The following is a 16427-nucleotide window of genomic DNA, read 5'->3' on the forward strand; positions in this document are numbered from 1 at the left end:
GTTTGCAACGTTATTCTTTGAACGGCCTGGTGCCCGAAAAATCAGAACCGATCCAATCTGTACGTCTGTTCCACCTCGGCCCCCGCAGCCAACTGTCCCACCCACTCCGCCGTCACCGCCGCCTGGGTCAACCCCAGGTGCTGATGCCCGAACGCCAGCAGCACCTTACCATCGGCCACTCGGTCGATCACCGGCAGCGAATCCGGCAACGAAGGCCGGAACCCCATCCACGGCGTCGCCCCCTCGGCATCCAGCTCGCGCCGGAACAAGCCCTTGCTCAACCGATGCAGTTGCCACGCCCGCTGCATGCTCGGCGGCGCCTCGAGCCCGGCGAACTCCACCGTGCCGGCCAGGCGCAGGCCGTCGGCCATGGGCGTCATGATGAACTTGCGCTCCAGCGAGGTGACGGCGAACGGCAGCCGTTGATGCTCCGCCGGCAGCATCAGGTGGTAGCCGCGCTCGGTATCCAGCGGTACCTGCCGACCGGTCAGCGCGGCCGTGAGCCTGGCCGAATGTGCCCCGGCGCTGATCAACACCTGGCGGGCCTCGAGGGTGCCCTGGTCACTGGCGAGGCTGATGCCCTGGCCATGCATCTGGCCGCCATCGACCTCGGCGCGCAGAAAGCGCACGCCACTGGCCCTGGCGGCGCTGAACAGCTCGCAGACCACCTGATAGGGGTCGAGGAAGTGACCGGTGCGCGGGAAGAACAGGCCACCCAGGATCGACGGGCTCAACTGCGGTGCCGCTTCGCTCACCGCTTCTGCCGACCACAGGTCCACGGGCACGGCCTGTGCCTGCATGCGGGCGCGCAACGTCGTGAGCGCCTGGCGCGATTCGTGGCGTTCGAATACCAGCAGCGAACCGTCTTCCTTGAGCAAGTGGCTGCGGTCGATGGAGGCAAGCAGTCGTTGCCAGGCGCCGAGGCTGCTTTCATTGATCGCGCGAAGGCCCGCCACGCTGCGCAGGAACGGCTCCGGACGCAGGTTCAAAAGCAGCCGAGTGAACCAGGGCAGGGCCCGTGGCAGGTACTTCCAGTCCAGGCGCAGCGGGCCCATCGGGTCCAGCAGCATGGCCGGCAGGCGCTTGAGAATCGACAGGTCGGCGATGGGGAACACCTGCTCGGTGGCCAGGTGCCCGGCATTGCCAAACGACGCACCGTGGCCCGGCGCCTGGCGATCGATCAGCAGCACCCGGCGGCCCTGGCGGGCCAGCTGCAGGGCGCAGGCGACGCCGACGATGCCGGCGCCGACCACGGCGATGTCCGTGTCAGTGGCGGTCATGGTTCAGCCTTCCCGCCGGCCATCGAGCAAGCGGCGCAGCTGCAGCGGGTTGCCGTGTTGCAGCGCATCGGGCAGCAGTGCATCGGGGAAGTCCTGGTAGCACACCGGGCGCAGGAAACGCAGGATCGCCGCGGTGCCCACCGAGGTAGCGCGGGTGTCGGAAGTGGCCGGGAACGGACCGCCGTGGACCATCGCGTCGCACACCTCGACCCCGGTCGGCCAACCGTTGACCAGGATCCGCCCGGCCTTGCGTTCGAGGGTGGGCAGCAACTGCCGGGCGCGGTCGAGGTCGGCGGCGTCCAGGTGCAGGGTGGCGGTCAGCTGTCCTTCCAGGTGTTCGGCGACCTGGCGGATCTGCTCGTCGCTGTCGCAAGCGACCAGCAGCGAGGCGGCGCCGAACACTTCGGCCTGCAGCGCCGGGTCGGCGAGAAACGCCTGGGCCGAGCTGACAAACAGGTGCGCCTGGCACTGGTTCGGGCCTTGATCGGGCAGGCCGCTGGCGACCTGCCGAGCATTGCGGTTGTCACTCAGTGCGGTGACACCACGGACATAGGCGCTGGCGATGCCGGGGGTGAGCATGGTCTGTGCCGTGGTTTGCCGGACATGCTCGGCGGCGGCATTGATGAAGCGCTCGAGGGCTGGACCCTGGCGGGCGATCAGCAGCCCGGGGTTGGTGCAGAACTGGCCGGCGCCCTGGGTCAGCGAAGCGACGAAGGCTTGGGCCAGAGGTTCCGCTCGGGCCTGCAGGGCGGCTTCGAAGAGGAACACCGGGTTGATCGCGCTCATTTCGGCATAGACGGGGATTGGCTCCGGACGTGCCTGGGCGGCCAGGCACAACGCGAGGCCGCCGCTGCGCGAACCGGTGAAGCCGACGGCCTTGATGCGTGGGTCGCTGACCAGACCGATACCGACCTCACGGCCGGCGCCGTACAGCAGCGAGAACACGCCGTCGGGCAGCTCGCACTGCGCGACCGCCCGGGCCACGGCCTGGCCGACCAGTTCGCTGGTGCCGGGGTGGGCGCCATGGGCCTTGACCACCACCGGGCAACCGGCGGCCAGTGCCGAGGCGGTGTCGCCGCCGGCCACCGAGAAGGCCAGCGGGAAATTGCTGGCGCCGAACACCGCCACCGGCCCCAGGGCAACCTGGCGTTGGCGCAGGTCGGGACGCGGTAGTGGCTGGCGCTCGGGCAGGGCGTTGTCCACGCGTACATCCAGCCATTCACCGGCCCGGACCACGCGCGCGAAGGTGCGCAGTTGCGCGCAGGTGCGGCCGCGCTCGCCCAGCAGACGAGCCTCGGGCAGGCCGGTCTCGGCGTTGGCGCGGTCGATCAAGGCATCGCCCAGGGCTTCGATCTGCTCGGCGATGGTTTCGAGAAAGTGGGCGCGTTGTTCCAGGGTGGTTTCGCGGTAGGCATCGAATGCCGCCCAGGCCAGGGCGCAGGCCTGGGTGACCTGTGCGGCGCTGGCGCCGGCGTAGGCGGGTTCCAGAGCCTGGTTGCTGGCCGGATCGATGGCGCGGATCGGTGCTTCGGTGCCGACCACGGAGCGTTGGCCAATTAGCAGGTTACCGGTGAGGGGCATGAGGACATCCTTTGCAATTAAATTCAGGATCGAGGGCGTGCCGCAGCCCTGTGGGAGCGGGTTTACCCGCGAAACAAGCAACTCGGTGCATGGCACCGGCCTTGCCGGTGTTCGCGGGTGAACCCGCTACCACAGGGGAGGGCGGCCTGTCCTCGATATCAAGCCTGGTTCTGCTCGGCCGACCAGCTGGCGTACCAGGTGCGGAACAGCGCGTACTGCTGTTCGGCGTAGTGGCGCTGGGCGTCGGTGAGGGCGTCGGTTTCGTTGAAGTGCAGGCGGTACTCGCTGTCGCCGTTGAGCACCATCAGGTGCTTGTAGTACAGCACCAGGTCGCAGCCTTCATCGAACGAAGACAGCACCGCCAGCGCCGACTCCAGCTCCCGGGCCTGGCGTCGGGCCTTGGCATCGCCCTTGGCGGCGCGCTTGCTCAGGCTGACCAGTTGCAGCACTTCGCGGGGCAGCGCGTTGCCTATGCCGGTGATGGCGCCGGTGGCGTTGCAGTTGACGAAACCGTGCACCACTTGCGTGTCGACGCCGACCATCAGGGTCACGTCGTTGTCCTGGGAGGTGATGTGCTCGGCGGCGTAGCGCAGGTCGGCGGCGCCGCCGAACTCCTTGAAGCCGATCAGGTTGGGGTACTCGCGGCGCAGCTCGAAGAACAGGTCGGCGCGGGTGGCGAAACCGTAGTAGGGGCTGTTGTAGATCACCGCGGGCAGCTTCGGCGCGGCGCCGAGGATCGCCGAGAAGTGGTGCTTCTGCGCGGTCAGCGAGGCGCCACGGGACAGCACCCGGGGGATGACCATCAGGCCGGCGGCGCCGACCTTGGCGGCGTGGGCGGCATGGGACACCGCTTCACGAGTGTTCACCGCGCCGGTGCCGACGATGGTCGGGATGCCGGCGGCCACCAGGCGCGCCACGCCCTCCTGGCGCTCGGCCTCGGTCAAAAGCGGCCAGTCGCCCATCGAGCCGCAGTACACCACCGCGCTCATGCCGGCGTCGATCAGTTCGCGGCCCTTGCGCACCAGGGCGTCGAAGTCCGGCTTGCGCTCGGCGGTGCAGGGGGTCATCAGGGCGGGCATGGTGCCGGTGAAGATGTTGTCGGTCATTGTTGTCACTCCTGGCGGTATTCAGTGGGAAATGAACGGGGTCAGATGCCCCAGGCGAACGGATCCTGCTCGTCGATCAGCAGGGTGCTGTCGGCGGTCATGTGGGCGCGGCCGGTGATGAACGGGCGAATGCGTTCGCCGTCGCGTTCGTAGCGGCCGTGGAACTGGCTGCCGGTGATGCTGGCCTGGACCCAGGTCTGGCCTTCGGCGAGCTTGCCGTCGGCGGCCAGGCACGCCAGTTTGGCGCTGGTGCCGGTGCCGCAGGGCGAGCGGTCGTAGGCCTTGCCGGGGCACATGACGAAGTTGCGGCTGTCGGCGTTGGCGTCGTCGGCGAACAGCTCGACATGGTCGATCGGGGCGCCGTCTTCACCGCTGATGCCTTGGGCTTCGAGGGCCTTGAGCAGGGCCCAGGTGTAGTCGGTGAGCGCTTCGCGGTTGTCCAGCGCGATGCGCTGGCCATGCTCGGACACCAGGAAGAACCAGTTGCCGCCCCAGGCGATGTCGCCGCGTACCAGGCCATGCCCTGGCACGTCCACCGCCACCTGCTGGCGGTAGCGGTAGGACGGCACGTTGCCGACGGTGATGGCGCCGTCGTCATGCAGGGTGGCGCTGACCGGGCCGACCGGCGTGTCGATCTTGTGCTCGCCCGGTTCGATCAGGCCCAGGTGGCGCAACGAGGCGACCAGGCCGATGGTGCCGTGGCCGCACATGTTCAGGTAGCCGGCATTGTTGAAGAAGATCACCCCGCAGGTGGCATCCGCAGAGACCGGCGGGCAGTACAGCGCGCCCACCAGCACATCGTTGCCGCGCGGCTCCAGCAGGCAGGCGCGGCGCCAGTGGTCGTGCAGCTCGCGCAGCTCGTCGCGCTGCTCGGCCATGTTGCGGCCGTGCAGGGGTGGGAAGCCCTTCATCACCAGGCGGGTCGGTTCGCCGCCGGTGTGGGAGTCGATGACGTGGATCTCTTTCATAGGTCAGTTCGTTCCAACGTGTGGGGGAATCGTGGGAGCGGGCTTGCCCCGCGATGAGGCCGCTTGCCCTGAATCGCGGGGCAAGCCCGCTTCCACGAGATTCCCGTCTGTTCAGGAGGCCAGTGCAGCCGGCTCGTGTCCGCGATGCGCTTCGGCACCCGCTTCGCTTTCATCGTCGCCATCGAGCCGCACCAGTCGGGCCGGCACGCCGGTGACCGCGCCCCAGTAGTAGATGCCCAGGGCACAGGCAGCGACGATCACGGTGTCCAGCGGATGGCCGATCACGCCCAGGCCGCCGAAGCTGCCCAGCCAGGAAAGGAAAATGGTCACGGCGTAGAAGCCGATCAGCCAGGCCGACGAGCGCACCTGCTGGCCCAGCGACAGGTGTTCGGTGGGCACGAAGCGGCGGCACAGCAGGTACAGCACGAACATCACGATCTGCAGCGCCAGCAGCCAGGACACGGTGTTCCAGCCCGACCAGTAGACGATCAGCGCGGCGATGATGAACGACAGCGGGCCGAGCACGCCCATGCCCTTGACGCGGAACGGCCGGGCCATGTCGGGGGCGCTGCGGCGCAGGGCGGCGACCGATACCGGGGCCACCGCGTAGCTCAGCACCAGGGCGGCGGACACCACGTTGATCAGCGCTTCCCAGGACGGAAACGGCAGGGTCCAGAACACCGCCAGGCCGAAGGTCAGCCACAGCGCCGGGCGCGGGATGCCGGACTGCTCGTCGATGCGGGTGAAGTACTTGAAGAAGGTGCCGGTCTGCGCCCAGCCATAGATCACCCGTGGGGTGGCATTCATGTAGATGTTGCCGCAGCCGCTAGGCGAGATCACCGCGTCGGCCACCACCAGGTAGGCCAGCCAGCCGACGCCCAGGGCCAGGGCGATGTCACGGTAGGGCAGGGCCAGTTCCTTGGTCACCCCGGCCCAGCCGTTGGCGAGCATTTCGGTCGGCACGCTGCCGAGGAACGCCAGTTGCAGCAGGGCGTAGATCGCGGTGGACAGCAGCACCGAAAGAATCAGCGCGATGGGGATGGTGCGCTGCGGGTTCTTCACCTCGCTGGCCACCGAAATGATCGGCGTGAGCCCCAGGTAGGCGAAGATGATGCCGCCGGCCGACACCGCCATCTCCACGCCGGACAGGCCGAACGGCGCGAAGCCCTGGACCTCGAAGTTCTCCGGCTTGAAGAAGGTGAACAGCACGCCGATCACCAGCAGCGGCACGATGAACTTGAACACGCTGACCAGGTTATTGGCCTTGGCGAAGGTCTTCACGCTGCGGTAATTGAGCAGGAAGAACAACCCGAGCAGGGCGAACTGCACCAGCCAGCCGAGTACCGTCGGGTCGCTGGAGCCGGTCTTGGTCAGGGCTGGGAACCAGGCCGCGGCGTACTGGCGCGAGGCGACCACTTCGATGGCGATCAGGCTGGAGAAGGCGATCAGGGTGATGAAACCCATCAGGTAGCCCAGCAACGGGCCATGGGAGTACACCGGGTAGCGCACCACGCCACCGGCCCGTGGCAGGGCGGCGCCGAGTTCGCAGTAGACGATGCCCAGCAGCAGCACGGCGAAGCCGCCGAGGAACCAGGAGAGGATGCCGGCCGGGCCGGCGATGGCCGAGACGTGGCTGGCGGCGAACAGCCAGCCGGAGCCGAAGATGGCGCCCAGGCCGATGAAGGTGAGGTCCAGCAGTGACAGCTGTTTCTTGAATTTGCCTGACATGGTTGCGCCTTCTTGTAGGTTTTGGATAGGCAGGTCTGATGTCACGATGCGGCTTGGTCGGCCGCGCTCTTGTAAGTCGTGGGGCGGCTTGCGTGGGGCATAGAGTGGACCGATCAGGGCGTCGGTTCTTGATGGTTTTCTGCAAGGTGGGTGACGAAATCGGCACAGTCGAAGAAAAGACTGGCGAGCTGGGGCGGTGGCTGGATAGGCTGGATTGCATAGCCGGCAAGGGCTGGAGAGATGCAGTGGCAATACCGGCCTCTTCGCGGGACAAGCCAGCTCCTACAGGTATTGCGCTTGCTTCGAGATCGGCGCGATCCCTGTAGGAGCGGGCTTGTCCCGCGAAGAGGCCGGCCCTGCCACCGGAGACCTGATTGAATGTCACACGACTCACTGGCAACCCTGTACCAGACCCTCGACCAGCACCGCCCCGAATCCCTCGAGGCCCTGCTCACCGGGGTGATCTGGCTGCTGCCCATGCTCGACGTGATCACCAACGCGGCGATCTTCATCAAGGACGACCAGGCCCGCTATGTGCTGGCCAACCGCACGCTGGTGCAGCGCTGTGGCCTGAAGCAGTTGCAGCCGTTACTGGGCAAGACCAGCGCCGAGGTGTTCCCGGCGCGTCTTGGCCCCGGCTACACCGAGCAGGATCGGCGTGTGCTGGAGCAAGGCCTGGTGCTGGAAGACCAGCTGGAGCTGCACCTGTACGGCAGCCGCGAACCGGGCTGGTGCCTGACCCACAAGCGCCCGCTGTGCGATCCGGCAGGAAGGATCATCGGCCTGGTGGGCATTTCGGTCGACCTGCAGTCAGCCGCCGACACCCATCCGGCCTATCAGCGCCTGGCGGCGGTGGATGCGCATATCCGCGCGCATTTCCATCAGCCGATCAGCCTGGGCGAGCTGACCCGCATCGCTGGTATCTCGGTGGCGCAACTGGAGCGTTACTGCAAGCGGGTGTTTCACCTCACGCCCCGGCAGATGATCCACAAGGCCCGTCTGGAGCACGCGCACCAGCTGCTGCACAGCGACCTGCCGATCATCGAGGTGGCGTTGCGCTGCGGCTACACCGACCACAGCGCCTTCAGCCGGCAGTTCCGCCAACTGACCGGCTTCACTCCGCGCCAGTACCGCCAGGCGACGGCTCAGGAGGATTGAAACAGCGCGCGGGCTTCGTCGAAGCATTGCTCGGCGATGGCCGAGCGTGGCTCGCTGCGGCGCAGCAACAGGCCGACCGGGCTGTGGATGCTGGCGTCCTGCACCGGGATGATGCGCATGTGCTGGCTGAGCTCCTCCAGCCCGCAGTCCAGCGGCATGATCGCGCAGCACACGCCGGTGTTGATCGCCTGGATCAGCTGGAAGGTCGAATCGCTCTCCAGCACGGCGTTGGGTTCCAGGCCGCGACTGCGAAAGCTCAGGTCGAGGGACTGGCGGTAGTGCATGCCCTTGCTCAGCAGGCCCAGGGGCAGGTCGCCGAGGTCGTCCCAGCGCAGGCTGTCGGTCTCGAAGTGGAAGTGCCGGGTATCGTGCAGCAAGCCCATGGTGGTGGTACTCAGCTCGATCACGTCGAAGAAGCTGGTGTTGACCTGGTCGAGGTAGCAGATGCCCAGGTCGAGCTGGTTGCGGCTCAGGCCATCGACCACCTGTTCGGAGCTCAGCGACGACAACTGGAAATGCAGCTCGGGGTACTTCTCGCGCAGCGGCATCAGCAATTGCATCGGGTTGAAGCTGGCCAGCGGCACGGTGCCCAGGCGCAGGCTGCCGACCACCTGGCCGCGGCAGCTGGCGGCCTCGGCCTGCAGGCCGTCGTGGGCGGCGAGCAGGGTGCGGGCCCAGGCCAGAATGCGCTCGCCGGCTTCGGTGAAGCCTTCGAAGCGCTGGCCGCGCTTGACCAGCACCAGGTCCAGTTCGTCCTCGAGGTTGCGCAGGCGCATGGACAGGGTCGGCTGGGTGATATGGCAAAGCGCCGCGGCCTGGCCGAAGTGGCGGGTCTGGTCGAGGGCGATGAGGAACTTGAGCTGTTTGATGTCCATGGTGCGGCCTGGGTTGCAAGGTGGATAGACCTTAACCAAGAGTGAAGCAGCTGGCTAATCATTCGTGAGCGGATCGACGCTTTCAGCACCAGTGATAGAGGGCGTCGATCATCCGTTGCATGGTATCGATTGGACGCTCGCCTGGCTTGTCTCTAACGTGGCCGCCAGTTCAATCCTGGAGCAGAGGCCATGAGCGTGAAACCGGACGCGGTGTTCGTACCGCTGAACATTGCGGTGCTGACCGTCAGCGACACCCGTACCTACGATACCGACACCTCCGGCGAGCTGCTGGCCAGCCGCGCCGTCGGCGTGGGTCACCGCCTGGTGGCGCGGGAGCTGCTCAAGGACGACCTGTACAAGATCCGCGCCCAGGTCGCCACCTGGATCGCCGACGAGCAGGTGCAGGTGGTGCTGATCACCGGTGGCACCGGCTTCACCGGGCGTGACAGCACGCCAGAGGCGGTGGACTGCCTGCTGGACAAGCGCATCGATGGTTTCGGCGAGCTGTTCCGTGCCCTGTCGATTCTCGATATCGGCACCTCCACCGTGCAGAGCCGGGCGCTGGCGGGCATGGCCAACGGTACCCTGGTGTGCTGCCTGCCGGGCTCGACCGGGGCGTGCCGCACGGCGTGGGAGGGCATCCTCGCCGAACAGCTGGATGCGCGGCACCGGCCGTGCAACTTCGTCGCGCACCTGAAGCCGATTGGGCCATGTGAAAGCCGAGGTTGAGCACAGGGATCCATCGACCGCACTGACCCCTAGCCTTGCGCAACTCCTGTGGGAGCGGGTTCACCCGCGAAGCAAGCGACGCGGCGCATGGCACCGGCTGCGCCGGTGTTCGCGGCTAAAGCCGCTCCCACAGGGAGAGCACACTGACCTCAAGCCATGTGCTGTTCCTGGGAGCGGCGGTGCGCCGATGCGACTTGCCCCGCGACGAGGCCATCAGCTCAGCACATGATCCACCGGCACCAACGCCGGCGGCAGCGGCTCATGCCCCAGCGCCGACAGTACATCGCGCTCGACGGTGCGCACCATCGCATCGGTCGGCAGGTCGTTCTCGTCACGCCCGAATGGATCTTCCAGTTCGTTGCCGATCGCATCCAGCCCGAAGAACGTGTAGCTGACGATGGTGGTGAACAGCGGCGCCAGCCAGCCCAGCGGTTCGGCCAGGGCGAACGGCAGCAGCATGCAGAAGATGTAGATGGTGCGGTGCAGCAGCAGGGTATAGGGGAAGGGCAGTGGCGTGCCCTTGATCCGCTCGCAGGTGGCCTGCACGTCCGAAAGCCCGGTCAGGCGCTGCTCCAGCACGGTGTAGCGGAACTCGCTGATCGCGCCGTCCTTCGCCAGCCGTGAGCACTGTTCGCCGATATCGCGCAGGATACCGTCGCACACATTGTGCGCGGTGATCGGCGCGTCCTCGGCCAGCCAGGTGCGGGCCAGGGGCAGTTCGTCTTCGTTGCGCAGCCGGGCGTTGAGGGCATGGGCGAAACCGCACAGGCCGCGCAGCATCTGCGCGCGCAGGTGTCGATCCTCGATCGCCACGCTTTCGCGCACGAACGAGCGCACCTCGATGATCAGCCGTCCCCAGGCCTTGCGGCCCTCCCACCAGCGGTCGTAGCAGGCGTTGTTGCGAAAGCTCATGAAGATCGACAGCGACAGCCCCAGCAGGGTGAAGGGCGTGGCGCTGACCGGATAGAACAATGCCGGGTAGTGGCGCTCGATCAGCACGATCAGCGCCGCCAGCAGTGTCACGCCCAGGCAGCGCAGGGCGATGCGCTTCACGATCGAGCCCTTGAGGGTGAACAGCACACGCAGCATGTCGGGGCGTGGATGGACGATCAAGGCGGTTCCAGAGGCGGCCGATCAGCCGCCGGTCATGTTCATGAAACGCAGGATCTGCACTTCGCCGCCGACTTCGAAATGGTGACGATAGGGCTTGAGCTGCATGGCATCGCGAATGGCCTGTTCCAGGCGCGCGCTGTCGCCGGGGTGCTGGCGCAGGACCTGCTTGAGGTCCACGGAGTGCTCGTTGCCCAGGCACAGCAGCAGGCGGCCCTCGACGGTCAGGCGCACGCGGTTGCAGGTGGCGCAGAAGTTGTGGCTGTGCGGCGAGATGAAGCCGACCCGGGTATTGGGCGCTTCGGCCAGGCGCCAGTAGCGCGCCGGGCCCTGGGAGGATTCGGCCGACTCGATCAGGGTGAAGTGCTCGGCCAGACGGGCGCGCACGTCGTCGCTGGAGCAGAACGACTCGCCGCGCTCATGCTCGCTGATCACGCCCAGGGGCATCTCTTCGATGAAGGAAATGTCCAGCTCGCGGTCGATGGCGAAGCGCACCAGGTCGACGATCTCGTGGTCGTTGCGGCCCTTGAGCACCACCGCGTTGAGCTTGGTGCGGCGAAAACCGGCGGCGCGCGCGGCATCGATGCCGGCGATCACCTGCGCGAGGTCGCCGGTGCGGGTCAGGGCGCGGAAGCGTTCGGGGTCGAGGCTGTCCAGGCTGATGTTCAGGCGCGAGACGCCGGCGTCGAACAGTGGCTGGGCCAGGCGACCGAGTTGCGAGCCATTGCTGGTCAGGCACAGCTCGCGCAGGCCGGGCAGGGCGGCAATGCGCCCGCACAGTTCGACGATGCCTTGGCGCACCAGCGGCTCGCCGCCGGTCAGGCGGATCTTGCGGGTGCCCAGGGCGACGAAGCGCTCGGCGACCTGGTACAGCTCTTCGAGGCTGAGGATCTGCTGGCGCGGCAGGAACTGCATGTCTTCGGCCATGCAGTAGACGCAACGGAAGTCACAGCGGTCGGTGACCGACATCCGCAGGTAGTCGACTTTGCGGTTGAAACCGTCGATCAGGGCCTGGGGGTTCTTATCCACGTTCGCGCTCGGCATTGAAGTGAAGGGGGCGGCGAAAGGCCGCAGACAAGGTTCAAGCTATAACCTGAGTCCAACGCCGTCAAATTGCTTTCCCCGACCGTTCGATCAGTCTCCTCTATCAGTGCTGCAGGCCACGGCTGGCGAGGCCTGTATCGCGTGATCGAGATCGTTTATCACGCTTTCACTCATATCGATTGGACGCATGCAGGCGTGCTTCTTAGTCTGAAAAAAACATCGCGCGGGAAACACAGAGCATGAGCCAGGACGAACACATCAGGGACTACAAGGGGCCGGCCGCCGGCTGGGGCGCGCTCAAGAGCGTGACCAAGAGCTGGCTGGGCAGCGAGAACGCCTTCAAGAACCTGCGGGCCATGCTCAAGACCAACCAGAACGGCGGCTTCGACTGCCCCGGCTGTGCCTGGGGCGAGTCGCCGGAAAGCGACATGGTCAAGTTCTGCGAGAACGGCGCCAAGGCGGTCAACTGGGAAGCCACCGGTCGCTCGGTGGATCCGGCGTTCTTCGAGCGCTACAGCGTCAGCGCACTGCTCGAGCAGACCGACTACTGGCTCGAATACCAGGGTCGCATCACCCACCCGATGCGCTACGACGCGGCCACCGACCGCTATGTCGAGACCAGCTGGGACGAAGCCTTCGCCCTGGTCGCCCGGCACCTGAACAGCCTCGAATCGCCGAACCAGGCCGAGTTCTACACCTCGGGCCGGGCCAGCAACGAGGCGGCGTTCCTCTACCAGCTGTTCGTGCGTGCCTATGGCACCAACAACTTCCCCGACTGCTCGAACATGTGCCACGAAGCCAGTGGCGTGGGCATGGCCGAAACCCTCGGCGTGGGCAAGGGCACGGTGGTGTTCCATGACCTGGAGCTGGCCGACGCGATCTTCGTCATCGGCCAGAACCCCGGCACCAACCACCCGCGCATGCTCGAACCGCTGCGCGAGGCGGTCAGGCGCGGGGCCCAGGTGGTGTGCTTCAACCCGCTCAAGGAGCGCGGCCTGGAGCGCTTCCAGCACCCGCAGCACCCGTTCGAGATGCTCAGCAACGGTTCCGAGCCGACCAACACCGCCTACTTCCGCCCGGCCCTGGGCGGCGACATGGCGGCCATGCGCGGCATCGCCAAGTTCCTCCTGCAGTGGGAGCGCGAAGCCCAGGCCAATGGCCTGCCGGCGGTGTTCGACCATGCCTTCATCGCCGAGCACACCAGCGGGATCGAGGCGTACCTGGCCATGGTGGACGCCACGTCCTGGGAACACATCGTCGAGCAGTCCGGCCTGAGCAAGGCCGAGATCGAGTTGGCCGCGCGCATGTACCGCAAGGCCGAACGGGTGATCATGTGCTGGGCCATGGGCGTGACCCAGCATCGCCATTCGGTGCCGACCGTGCAGGAGATCGTCAACCTGCAGCTGCTGCGCGGCAACGTCGGCAAGCCGGGCGCCGGCCTGTCGCCAGTACGCGGCCACAGCAACGTGCAGGGCGATCGCACCATGGGCATCGACGAGAAGCCCAGGGCGGCGCTGCTCGATGCCATCGAAAAACGCTTCCAGTTCAAGGTGCCGCGCGAGCATGGCCACAACGCCGTGCTGGCGATCCAGGCCATGGAGGAGGGCCGGGCCAAGGTGTTCATCGCCCTGGGCGGCAACTTCGCCCAGGCCACCCCGGACACCCCGCGCACCTACGCGGCGCTGCGCAACTGCGAGCTGACCGTGCAGATCAGCACCAAGCTCAACCGCAGCCACCTGGTGCATGGCAAGCAGGCGCTGATCCTGCCCTGCCTGGGGCGTACCGAGATCGACATCCAGGCCGACGGGCCGCAGGGTGTCACCGTGGAAGACACCTTCAGCATGGTGCACATCTCCCATGGCCAGTTGCGGCCGCGCTCGCCGCACCTGCGTTCGGAGCCGGCCATCGTCGCCGGCATGGCCAAGGCCACCCTGGGTAGCAAGCCGATCGACTGGGACTACGCGATCGCCGACTATGGTCACACCCGCGACATGATCGCCGACGTGATCCCGGGCTTCGCCGATTTCAACGCGCGCCTGCAGCATCCCGGCGGCTTCCACCTGGGCAACAACGCCGCGGATCGCAACTTCCGCACGGCCACCGGCAAGGCATGCTTCACCCCGAGCCCGCTGCCCGAGCAACTGGTCAACGCCCAGGTGCTGGCGCGCGGCGACAAACCGGACCTGATCCTGCAGACCTTGCGTTCCCACGACCAGTACAACACCACCCTGTACGGGCTGGATGACCGCTACCGGGGCGTGTTCGGCCTGCGCGAGGTGGTGTTCGTCAACGAGGCCGACATCCGCCGCCTGGGCTTCGAGCCGGGCGAGCACGTGGACCTGGTGTCGCTGTGGGAGGACGGGCGCGAGCGGCGCGTGTCGGGGTTCCGCCTGGTGCCCTATGACGTGCCGCAGGGGCAGGCGGCGGCGTACTACCCGGAGACCAATCCGCTGGTGCCGCTGGAGAGCTATGGCGAGGGGACCTATACGCCGACCTCGAAGTTCGTGGCGATCAGGCTGGAGAAGGCCAAGGGCGGGAATCGGATCGAGGCGACAATCACAACCGACTGACAGGGTGTTGGTGCCAGCGTGGGAGCGGGCTTGCCCCGCGACATCCCCGTCCATGTCTACTCCAGCGGACCTGCCGACGCCATCGCGGGGCAAGCCCGCTCCCACGCCACCGCCTCCGCCCGGTCTTAGCGACGCACCGGGTACGCCGTGGTGTACTTCATCTGCTCCATGGCGAAGCTGGAGGTGATGTTGGACAGCCCGTCGGTGCTGGTGATCAGCTTCTTGTAGAAGCGGTCGTAGGCGGCGATGTCACCCACCACCACCCGCAGCATGTAGTCCCAGTCGCCGGACATGCGATACACCTCCATCACTTCCTCGAACGCCGTCACCGTGGCGGCGAACTGCGCCAGCCACGCGCTGTCGTGGCGCTGGGTCTTGAGCTGGACGAACACCGTCAGGCCTAGCCCCAGGCGCTCGGGGTCGAGCAGGGCGACGCGGCCGCGAATGTAACCTTCCTCCTCCAGGCGCTTGACCCGCTTCCAGCAAGGGGTGGTGGACAGGTTGACCGCCTCGGCCAGGTCCTTCAGGGACATGGACGCGTCGCGCTGGAGCAGGGTGAGGATGTGCTGGTCGAAACTGTCCATATCGCCGAATGACCCGAATCAGAAAAATTTTCCCGAGAATAGCGGCTCGGAGCGAACGTTGAAACCATTGCTGTGGGTTTGACGAAAGTAACGTTCCGGGGGCGCCGGCCCCTGGCGGATATGAGATAGTTGCGCTTTTCCATCCTCAGTCAATGGACCCGACCATGTCCGACAAACCGCGCAATTTCGCCACCCGCACCATCCACGCCGGTGAGCAGTCCAGCGTCGCAGACAATGCCATCTTCCCGGCCATTGTCACTTCCAGCTCGTTCATCAAGCGCGGCCTGGACGACAACCCCGAATACGCCTACAGCCGTGTCAGCAACCCGACCAGGCACGCCTACGAAACCTGCGTGGCCGCACTGGAGGAGGGCGTCGGCGCGGTCGCCTGCGCCTCGGGCGTCAGCGCCACCGCCACGGTGCTCGAACTGCTGTCCAAGGACGCCCATGTAGTGGTGATGAACGGCGTCTACGGCGGCACCTTCCGCCTGCTGGAAGACTACCGTGGACGCACCTCGGGCCTGACCACCACCTATGTCGACCTCAACGACATCGAGGCCGTGGCCGCGGCGATCCGTCCCGAGACCCAGCTGATCTGGATCGAGTCGCCGACCAACCCACTGCTGCACCTGGTGGACATCAAGGCGGTCTGCGACCTGGCCCGGGCCAGGGGTGTGATGACCTGCATCGACAACACCTTCTGCTCGCCGTGGAACCAGCAACCGATCACCCTCGGCGTGGACCTGGTGATGCACTCGGCGAGCAAGTACATCGGCGGTCACTCCGACCTCACCGGCGGCGTGGTGGTGGCGGCCAATCACGAGCTGCTGGGGCGTTTGCGCAAGATCAGCATGGCCGTGGGCGCGATCCAGGGGCCGTTCGACTGCTACCTGGCGCTGCGCGGGCTCAAGACCCTGGACGTGCGCATGGAGCGCCAGAGCGCCAATGCCCTGCGCGTGGCGCAGTTCCTCGAACAGCATCCGCAGGTCGAGCAGGTCTATTACCCAGGGCTGGAAAGCCATCCGCAGCATGAACTGTGCAAGCGTCAGATGCGCACGGGTGGCGCGGTGGTGGCGCTGCGCATCAAGGGCGACCGGGCGGCGGTCAATCGTCTGGTCGAGGCGTTGTCGATCTTCGTCCTGGCCGACTCGCTGGGCGGGGTGGAGAGCATGATCAACCACTCCTGGAGCATGTCGCACAACTCGCTCAGCCCGGAGCAGAAAGGCGTGATGGGGATCAGCGAGAACCTGGTGCGGTTGTCGATCGGGATCGAGGATTACCGGGACCTGATCGAGGACCTGGAGACGGCGCTGAAGGCTTCAGCTTCCGTGTGATGGCCGCCGGCCTTTTCGCGGGTAAACCCGCTCCCACAGCAATACTGCATGGCTTGAAGTCAGTGCTGTACCTGTGGGAGCGGGGTTACCCGCGAAGAGGCCGGCAAATGTTCTGAGTCAGTCAGGATTTGGGCGGATGGACGATCCGTTCGATCTTGTCCTTGATCAGCAGCCGTTCCTTGCGCAGCAGGTTGACGGTGTCGTCGTTGGTGGCGTTGCCTTCGGCGGCCACCACCTCCTTGTCCTTGGCGTTGTATTCCTTGTGCAGCTTGTGCAGGTCCTGGTTCTTGTCGATGAGGGCCTGGAACTGGTCGGCGGTCACGTGCAGGTCAGCGAGCAAATCATGCGGAACGGGCATTT

General features: G+C 66.4%; 14 protein-coding genes. 4 read left to right on the plus strand and 10 right to left on the minus strand.

All coding sequences use genetic code 11. The features are described from left to right. Positions 1–41: 41 nt before the first annotated feature. From N5D48_RS17240 to N5D48_RS17260, 5 genes are all read right to left on the minus strand, one after another. Positions 42–1280 (minus strand): FAD-dependent oxidoreductase, encoded by a 1239-nt coding sequence (locus N5D48_RS17240; RefSeq protein WP_279886491.1) that lies wholly within the window; start codon positions 1278–1280, stop codon positions 42–44. A gap of 3 nt (positions 1281–1283) precedes the next feature. Next, positions 1284–2861 (minus strand): aldehyde dehydrogenase (NADP(+)), encoded by a 1578-nt coding sequence (locus tag N5D48_RS17245; protein WP_279886493.1) that lies wholly within the window; start codon positions 2859–2861, stop codon positions 1284–1286. A 158-nt stretch (positions 2862–3019) separates the two neighbouring features. After that, positions 3020–3967, minus strand: a complete 948-nt coding sequence (locus N5D48_RS17250) for a dihydrodipicolinate synthase family protein (RefSeq protein WP_279886496.1) — start codon at positions 3965–3967, stop codon at positions 3020–3022. Positions 3968–4008: 41 nt separating this feature from the next. Continuing rightward, on the minus strand, positions 4009–4935 hold the full coding sequence (locus N5D48_RS17255) for a 4-hydroxyproline epimerase (protein ID WP_279886499.1): 927 nt from the start codon (positions 4933–4935) through the stop codon (positions 4009–4011). Positions 4936–5046: 111 nt separating this feature from the next. Continuing rightward, positions 5047–6663, minus strand: a complete 1617-nt coding sequence (locus N5D48_RS17260; RefSeq protein WP_279886502.1) for an APC family permease — start codon at positions 6661–6663, stop codon at positions 5047–5049. A gap of 378 nt (positions 6664–7041) precedes the next feature. Here N5D48_RS17260 and N5D48_RS17265 point away from each other — a divergent pair, with 378 nt between their 5' ends. Then, positions 7042–7821: an AraC family transcriptional regulator gene (locus N5D48_RS17265; RefSeq protein WP_279886505.1), complete on the plus strand. Its 780-nt coding sequence runs from the start codon at positions 7042–7044 to the stop codon at positions 7819–7821. On the opposite strand, the gene N5D48_RS17270 is transcribed toward N5D48_RS17265, so the two are convergent. Further along, positions 7809–8696, minus strand: a complete 888-nt coding sequence (locus N5D48_RS17270) for a LysR family transcriptional regulator (protein WP_279886508.1) — start codon at positions 8694–8696, stop codon at positions 7809–7811. The two genes, N5D48_RS17265 and N5D48_RS17270, sit on opposite strands and share 13 nt — an antisense overlap. Before the next feature lie 189 nt (positions 8697–8885). On the opposite strand from N5D48_RS17270, the gene moaB reads away from it, so the two are divergent. Further along, positions 8886–9425, plus strand: coding sequence for a molybdenum cofactor biosynthesis protein B (gene moaB / locus N5D48_RS17275; RefSeq protein WP_279886511.1), 540 nt, complete (start codon positions 8886–8888; stop codon positions 9423–9425). A 213-nt stretch (positions 9426–9638) separates the two neighbouring features. Here the strand turns inward: moaB and N5D48_RS17280 are convergent, their stop codons facing one another. Continuing rightward, a complete protein-coding gene (locus tag N5D48_RS17280) occupies positions 9639–10538 on the minus strand; it encodes a bestrophin family protein (RefSeq protein WP_279886513.1) in 900 nt (299 codons plus the stop codon). A gap of 21 nt (positions 10539–10559) precedes the next feature. Continuing rightward, on the minus strand, positions 10560–11564 hold the full coding sequence (gene moaA, locus N5D48_RS17285; protein ID WP_279886515.1) for a GTP 3',8-cyclase MoaA: 1005 nt from the start codon (positions 11562–11564) through the stop codon (positions 10560–10562). A gap of 254 nt (positions 11565–11818) precedes the next feature. Here moaA and N5D48_RS17290 point away from each other — a divergent pair, with 254 nt between their 5' ends. Beyond that, positions 11819–14149 carry an FdhF/YdeP family oxidoreductase gene (locus tag N5D48_RS17290; protein WP_279886517.1) on the plus strand — a complete coding sequence of 777 codons (2331 nt, stop codon included), beginning with the start codon at positions 11819–11821 and terminating at the stop codon, positions 14147–14149. Positions 14150–14274: 125 nt separating this feature from the next. Here N5D48_RS17290 and N5D48_RS17295 read toward each other — a convergent pair whose 3' ends face one another. Then, a complete protein-coding gene (locus N5D48_RS17295; protein WP_279886520.1) occupies positions 14275–14733 on the minus strand; it encodes an Lrp/AsnC family transcriptional regulator in 459 nt (152 codons plus the stop codon). Between the two features lie 152 nt (positions 14734–14885). Here N5D48_RS17295 and N5D48_RS17300 point away from each other — a divergent pair, with 152 nt between their 5' ends. Continuing rightward, a complete protein-coding gene (locus N5D48_RS17300) occupies positions 14886–16067 on the plus strand; it encodes a PLP-dependent aspartate aminotransferase family protein (protein WP_279886523.1) in 1182 nt (393 codons plus the stop codon). 121 nt (positions 16068–16188) lie between these two features. On the opposite strand, the gene N5D48_RS17305 is transcribed toward N5D48_RS17300, so the two are convergent. Next, complete coding sequence (locus N5D48_RS17305; protein WP_279804823.1) at positions 16189–16425, minus strand: YdcH family protein; 237 nt, start codon at positions 16423–16425, stop codon at positions 16189–16191. Positions 16426–16427 lie beyond the last annotated feature (2 nt).

The organism is Pseudomonas sp. GD03858, from assembly GCF_029840925.1.
In the GTDB taxonomy this organism is placed as follows: domain Bacteria; phylum Pseudomonadota; class Gammaproteobacteria; order Pseudomonadales; family Pseudomonadaceae; genus Aquipseudomonas.

Bases quoted from the DNA above. Each gene is read 5' to 3' on its own strand.
- N5D48_RS17270 (WP_279886508.1), bottom strand. From the start codon at position 8,696: ATGGACATCAAACAGCTCAAGTTCCTCATCGCCCTCGACCAGACCCGC.
- N5D48_RS17290 (WP_279886517.1), top strand. From the start codon at position 11,819: ATGAGCCAGGACGAACACATCAGGGACTACAAGGGGCCGGCCGCCGGC.
- N5D48_RS17245 (WP_279886493.1), bottom strand. From the start codon at position 2,861: ATGCCCCTCACCGGTAACCTGCTAATTGGCCAACGCTCCGTGGTCGGC.
- N5D48_RS17300 (WP_279886523.1), top strand. From the start codon at position 14,886: ATGGACCCGACCATGTCCGACAAACCGCGCAATTTCGCCACCCGCACC.
- N5D48_RS17295 (WP_279886520.1), bottom strand. From the start codon at position 14,733: ATGGACAGTTTCGACCAGCACATCCTCACCCTGCTCCAGCGCGACGCG.
- N5D48_RS17265 (WP_279886505.1), top strand. From the start codon at position 7,042: ATGTCACACGACTCACTGGCAACCCTGTACCAGACCCTCGACCAGCAC.
- N5D48_RS17240 (WP_279886491.1), bottom strand. From the start codon at position 1,280: ATGACCGCCACTGACACGGACATCGCCGTGGTCGGCGCCGGCATCGTC.
- N5D48_RS17250 (WP_279886496.1), bottom strand. From the start codon at position 3,967: ATGACCGACAACATCTTCACCGGCACCATGCCCGCCCTGATGACCCCC.
- N5D48_RS17305 (WP_279804823.1), bottom strand. From the start codon at position 16,425: ATGCCCGTTCCGCATGATTTGCTCGCTGACCTGCACGTGACCGCCGAC.
- N5D48_RS17255 (WP_279886499.1), bottom strand. From the start codon at position 4,935: ATGAAAGAGATCCACGTCATCGACTCCCACACCGGCGGCGAACCGACC.
- N5D48_RS17260 (WP_279886502.1), bottom strand. From the start codon at position 6,663: ATGTCAGGCAAATTCAAGAAACAGCTGTCACTGCTGGACCTCACCTTC.
- moaB (WP_279886511.1), top strand. From the start codon at position 8,886: ATGAGCGTGAAACCGGACGCGGTGTTCGTACCGCTGAACATTGCGGTG.